General features: G+C 71.1%; 3 protein-coding genes. All 3 read left to right on the top strand.

Annotated features, from left to right (window positions below):
• Nucleotides 1–1,248, top strand: a 1,248-nt coding sequence (locus HR086_RS43975) for an FtsX-like permease family protein (protein ID WP_174468623.1), incomplete at its 5' end; no start/stop codon positions are given.
• Nucleotides 1,249–1,260: 12 nt separating this feature from the next.
• On the top strand, nt 1,261–3,681 hold the full coding sequence (locus tag HR086_RS43980; RefSeq protein ID WP_174468624.1) for an ABC transporter permease: 2,421 nt from the start codon (nt 1,261–1,263) through the stop codon (nt 3,679–3,681).
• 12 nt (nt 3,682–3,693) lie between these two features.
• The coding region (locus HR086_RS43985) for an ABC transporter permease (protein WP_174468625.1) at nt 3,694–5,907 on the top strand (2,214 nt) is incomplete at its 3' end.

Here is a 5,907-nt window from a genome sequence, read left to right on the forward strand (position 1 = left end):
CTCCAGGCGAGCCGCGTGGACCTGAGCGCGACGATGCGCGAGGGCTCGCGAGGGACGGAGGGTGGCAAGGCGGGCCGGCTGCGCGCGGGGTTGGTGGTGGGGCAGGTGGCGTTCGCGCTGGTGTTGCTGGTGGGCGCGGGCCTCTTCCTCCGGAGCTTCCAGGCGCTGACCCAGGTGGAGGCCGGCTTCACTCCCGAGGGCGTGCTCACCGGTCAACTCGTGTTGCCGGCCACGAGCTACGCGAAGCCGGAGGACCAGCGGGCCTTCCAGCGGGAGTTGCTCCGCCGCGTGCAGGCGCTGCCCGGCGTGGAGTCCGCGGCGGTGGCGAACATGCTGCCTTTGGGCGGCAAGACGAACACCAGCTTCGACGTGGAGGGGCGGACGCGGGCGCCGGGAGAGATGTGGCCGGCGGTGGAGACGCGCTTCGCCAGCGCGGACTACCTGCGCACGTTGCGGGTGCGGCTGCGCGACGGGCGCATGCTCCAGGAGACGGACGGACCGGACGCGGCGGGAGCGGTGGTCATCAACCAGACCTTCGCGGACCTCTACTGGCCGAAGGGGGACGCGCTGGGCCAGCGACTGAAGCTGCACCGGTCCGACGCCCAGTGGGCCACGGTGGTGGGAATCGTCGACGACCTGCGCGAGTGGGGCCTGGACAAGCCCGCGCGTCCGACGGCGTATTACTCCGCGGTACAGACGCCCCTCTCCAGCCTCCACCTGGTGGCGCGCGTGAAGGCGGGCGACCCGGAGTCACTGCGCACGGCGCTCGAGTCAGAGGTGCGCGCGCTCGATGGCAACCTGCCCCTGTTCAAGGTGACGTCCATGGTGCGGCTGGTGGACGAGTCCATCGGCTCGCAGAGGCTGACGGCGCTGTTGATGGGCCTGTTCGCGGGCACCGCGCTGCTGCTGGCCGCGCTCGGAATCTCGGGCGTCATCGGCTACTCGGTGGCGCAGCGCACGCGGGAGATGGGCATCCGCATGGCGCTGGGCGCGGCGAAGTCGGACGTGCTGGCACTGGTGTTGCGCCAGGGCATGAAGCTGGCGGGGCTGGGCGTGTTGCTGGGGCTGGTGTTGTCGCTGGTGCTGGCGCGACTGTTGAGCACGCTGCTGTATGGCGTGACGGCGTATGACCCGTGGACCTTCGCGGGAGTGGCGGCGTTGTTGAGCGGCGTGGCCCTGGGCGCGACGTGGCTGCCAGCGCACCGCGCGACGCGGGTGGACCCCATCATTGCCTTGAAGGCGGAGTAGGAGCGCGTGTCGATGGAGACCTTCATCCAGGACCTGCGGTATGCGCTGCGCACGTTGGGCAAGAGCCCCGGCTTCACGCTGGTGGCGGTGCTGGCGCTCGCGCTGGGCATCGGCGCGAACAGCGCGGTGTTCAGCGTGGTGAACGGCGTGCTGCTCAGGCCTCCACCGTTCGCGGAGCCGGAGCGCCTGGTCCACGTCTGGGGCAACTACGCCAGGTCCGACCTGAAGGACATCTGGGTGTCGGTGCCCGAGTACCGGGACTACCTCACGATGCCCAAGTCCTTCTCGTCGGTGGGGGCCTATGTGGAGAGCGACATCACGCTCACCGGAGGGGACGTGCCGGAGCGGCTCACCGTGATGTTCTCCACCGCCTCGCTGTTCCCCACCCTGGGCGTGGCTCCGGCGCTGGGCCGCACCTTCTCGCATGAAGAGGAGACGCCGGGCCGGGAGCGCGTGCTGGTGCTGACGGACAAGCTGTGGCGCACGCATTTCGCCAGGGACCCGCGGGTGCTGGGCCGAGTGCTGCAACTGGATGGCAACGCATACACGGTGGTGGGTGTGCTGCCGCCCGGCGTGGAGTACCCGGCGGGCACGGACATGTACGCGCCCTTCGCGCCCACGCCCGCGCAGGCGGCCGAAGACGTGCGCGGCAACCACTACCTCAGCATGGTGGGACGGTTGAAGCCCGGCGTGACGCTGGAGGCGGCGAGGGCGGACATGGCGCGGGTGGGCCAGGAGATGGAGACCCTGTACGCGAGCAGCTACGGGGGCTACGGCTGGGCCATCAGCGTGAAGTCGCTGGAGGACGAGGTGGTGGGCCGGGTGCGCGGCACGCTCTGGCTGTTGCTGGGCGCGGTGGGCTTCGTGCTGCTGGTGGCGTGCGGCAGCGTGGCCAACCTCCTGCTGGCTCGGGCGGCGGCGAGGGGCCGCGAGGTGTCCATCCGCGCGGCGCTGGGCGCTGGGCGCGGCAGGTTGTTGGCGCAGTTCCTCACGGAGAGCTTCGCGCTGTCCGCGTTGGGCGGCGCGCTGGGCCTGCTGCTGGCCGTGTGGGGCACGGACGCGCTGGTGGCGATGGTGGGAGACGGGCTGCCTCGGGCGGAGAAGGTGGGGCTGGATGCGGCCTCCGTCTTCTTCACCTTGGGGGTGTCGCTGCTCACGGGCCTGGTCTTCGGGTTGGCGCCGGCGCTCCATGCGAGCCGTACGGACCTGAGCGCGACGATGCGCGAGGGCTCGCGAGGAACGGAGGGACGCAACGCGGGCTGGCTGCGCTCGGGGCTGGTGGTGACGCAGGTGGCCCTGGCGTTGGTGTTGCTGGTGGGCGCGGGTCTCTTCCTGCGGAGCTTCCAGGCGCTGACCCAGGTGGAGGCGGGCTTCACTCCCGAGGGCGTGCTCACCGGTCAGCTCTCGCTGCCGGCCGCCCGGTATGCGAGGCCGGAGGACCAGCGGGCCTTCCAGCAGGAGCTGCTCCGTCGCGTGCAGGTGCTGCCCGGCGTGGAGTCCGCGGGGGTGACGAACAGGCTGCCTTTGGGTGGAAGGACGGACACCAGCTTCGACATCGAGGGGCGGATGCGGGCGCCGGGGGAGATATGGCCGGCGGTGGAGACGCGCTTCGCCAGCGCGGACTACCTGCGCACGCTGCGGGTGCGGCTGCGCGACGGGCGCATGCTCCAGGAGACGGATGGACCGGACGCGGCGGGGGCGCTGGTCATCAACCAGACCTTCGCGAACCTCTACTGGCCGCGGGGCAACGCGCTGGGCCAGCGACTGAAGTTGCACCGGCCGGATGCGAAGTGGGCCACGGTGGTGGGCATCGTCGACGACCTGCGCGAGTGGGGCCTGGACAAGCCCGCGCGTCCGACAGCGTACTACTCCGTGGCGCAGACTCCGCTCTCCAATCTCCACCTGGCGGTGCGGGCGAAGTCGGGCCACCCGGAGTCATTGCGCACGGCCATCGAAGCGGAGGTGCTCGCGCTCGATGGCCAATTGCCCTGGTTCAACGTGGCGTCCATGGTGCAGCGGGTGGATGAGTCCATCAGCTCGCGCAGGCTGACGGCGGTGCTGATGGGCTTGTTCGCGAGCACGGCGCTGTTGCTCGCGGCGCTCGGAATCTCGGGAGTCATCGGCTACGCGGTGGCACGGCGCACGCGGGAGATGGGCATCCGCATGGCGCTGGGCGCGACGAAGTCGGATGTGCTGTCGCTGGTGCTGCGCCAGGGCCTGACGCTGGCGGGGTTGGGCGTGGGCCTGGGGCTGGTGTTGTCACTGGTGCTGGCGCGGCTCTTGAGCACGCTGCTGTTCGGTGTGACGGCCTATGACCCGTGGACCTTCGTCGGGGTGGCCGCGTTGCTGAGCGGCGTGGCCCTGGGTGCGACGTGGCTGCCGGCGCACCGCGCGACGCGGGTGGACCCCATCATCGCCTTGAAGGCGGAGTAGGAGCGCGCGTCGATGGAGACCCTCATTCAAGACCTGCGGTACGCGCTGCGCACGCTGGGCAAGAGCCCGGGTTTCACGCTGGTGGCGGTGCTGGCGTTGGCGCTGGGCATCGGCGCGAACAGCGCGGTGTTCAGCGTGGTGAACGGCGTGCTGCTCACGCCGCCGCCCCTCGCGGAGCCGGAGCGCCTGGTCACCGTGTCCAACGACATCCAGGCGGTGGGCCTGGAGGGCATCTCCATCTCTACGCCCGAGTACCAGGACTTCCGCACGCTGCCGCGAGTCTTCAGCTCGGTGGCCGCCTACAACTGGCGGGACATGACGCTGACCGGAGGCGGCGCCGCGCAGCGCTTCGCCGTGGTGCAGGGCACCGCCACGTTGCTCCCCACGCTCGGCGTGACGCCGATGCTTGGCCGGAACTTCACCGAGGCGGAAGCCTCTCTGGGTGGGGAGAAGGTCGTGGTGTTGACGCACAAGGTGTGGCGCGCGCACTTCGCGGAGGACCCCGGCGTGTTGGGCAAGACGATGCAGCTCGACGGCAAGCCCTACACGGTGGTGGGCGTGCTGCCCCGCGGCGTGGTGCACCCGGAGCGCGCCGACCTCTACGTGCCCTTCGTGCCGCTGCCGGAGCATGTCTCGGAGCGCACCACGCGCTACCTCTTCTGCCTGGCGCGGATGAAGCCGGGCGTGACGCTGGAGCAGGCGCGCGCGGACATGGCTCGGGTCGCCCTCGACATGCAGGCGGTGGAGTCCCGCTACCAGGGGATTGGCTGGTCCATCCGCGTCACCTCGTTGGAGGACAAGCTGGTGGGCGACGTGCGCGGCACGCTGTGGCTGTTGCTGGGCGCGGTGGGCTGCGTGCTGCTGGTGGCGTGCAGCAGCGTGGCGAATCTGCTCCTGGCTCGTGCGGCGGCGCGTGAGCGCGAGGTGTCCATCCGCGCGGCGCTGGGCGCGAGCCGTGGCCGGCTGGTGGCGCAGTTCCTCACGGAGAGCCTCGTGTTGTCCCTGGCGGGTGGCGCGCTGGGGTTGCTCCTGGCGATGTGGGGCACGGATGCGCTCCTGGCCTTCATGGGAGACGGACTGCCGCGCATGGCGCACGTGAAGCTGGATGTGACGTCGGTGTGCTTCACGATGGGCGTCTCCGTCCTCACGGGCCTGGTGTTCGGACTGGTGCCGGCGCTCCAGGCGAGTCGCGCGGACTTGAATGCGACGATGCGCGAGGGCTCGCGAGGCTCGGAGAGTGGTCGTTCGGGCCGGCTGCGCTCGGGGCTGGTGGTGGCGCAGGTGGCCTTCGCGCTGGTGCTGCTGGTGGGTGCGGGCCTGTTCGTGAAGAGCCTGCTCGCGTTGCGCGGCGTCGACGCGGGCTTCAAGCCCGAGGGTGTGCTCACCGGTCGGCTCGCGCTGCCTGAGGCGCGCTTCGCGGAGCCCGCCCGCAAGCTGGCCTTCCAGCGCGAGCTGCTGGAGCGCCTGGAGGCCTTGCCGGGCGTGGAGTCCGTGGGGCTCACCAACATGCTGCCCCTGGGTGGCATCTCCACGAGCGGCCTCGAGTTCGAGAGCCGGCCGGAGGTGCAGGGCGAGCTGCTGCCCGCGGTGGATTTCCGGCTGGCGAGCCCGGGATACCTGAGCACGCTGGGGGTGAAGCTGCTTCAGGGCCGCCTGCACCAGGGCATCGGCGAGGTGGGCGCGGTGCCGGAGGTCGTCATCAACAAGCGCTTCGCGGACGTGTACTGGCCCCAGGGCAACGCGCTGGGGCAGCGGCTGTCAATCGAGCCGAGGAAGCAGTGGGCGACGGTGGTGGGCATCGTGGACGACCTGCGCGAGTGGGGGCTGTCCTCGCCCGCGCGGCCCGCGGCCTACTGGTCGCTGCCGACGTCGCCCGCGTCGTACCTGGGCCTCGTGGTCCGGGTGAAGGCGGGGGAGCCGGAGGCGCTGCGCGCGTCCATCGAGGCGGAGCTGCGCGCGGTGGACGCGGACGTGCCGCTGTTCGGCGTGGCGCCGCTGGCGCGACTGGTGGATGAGTCCATCAGCTCCAGCAGCCTGTCCGCCCTGTTGATGGGACTGTTCGCCGGCACGGCGCTGTTGCTGGCGGCGCTGGGCATCGCTGGCGTCGTGGGCTACTCGGTGGCGCGGCGCACGCGGGAGATGGGCATCCGCATGGCGCTGGGCGCGGCCAGCTCCGACGTGTTGGTGATGGTGCTGCGGCAGGGGCTGAAGCTGGCGGGGCTGGGC

This window comes from Myxococcus sp. CA039A (genome assembly GCF_013336645.1).
Taxonomy (GTDB): Bacteria; Myxococcota; Myxococcia; order Myxococcales; family Myxococcaceae; genus Myxococcus; species Myxococcus llanfairpwllgwyngyllgogerychwyrndrobwllllantysiliogogogochensis.

Coding starts and splice junctions, on each gene's coding strand:
- HR086_RS43980 (WP_174468624.1), top strand. CDS start 1,261: ATGGAGACCTTCATCCAGGACCTGCGGTATGCGCTGCGCACGTTGGGC.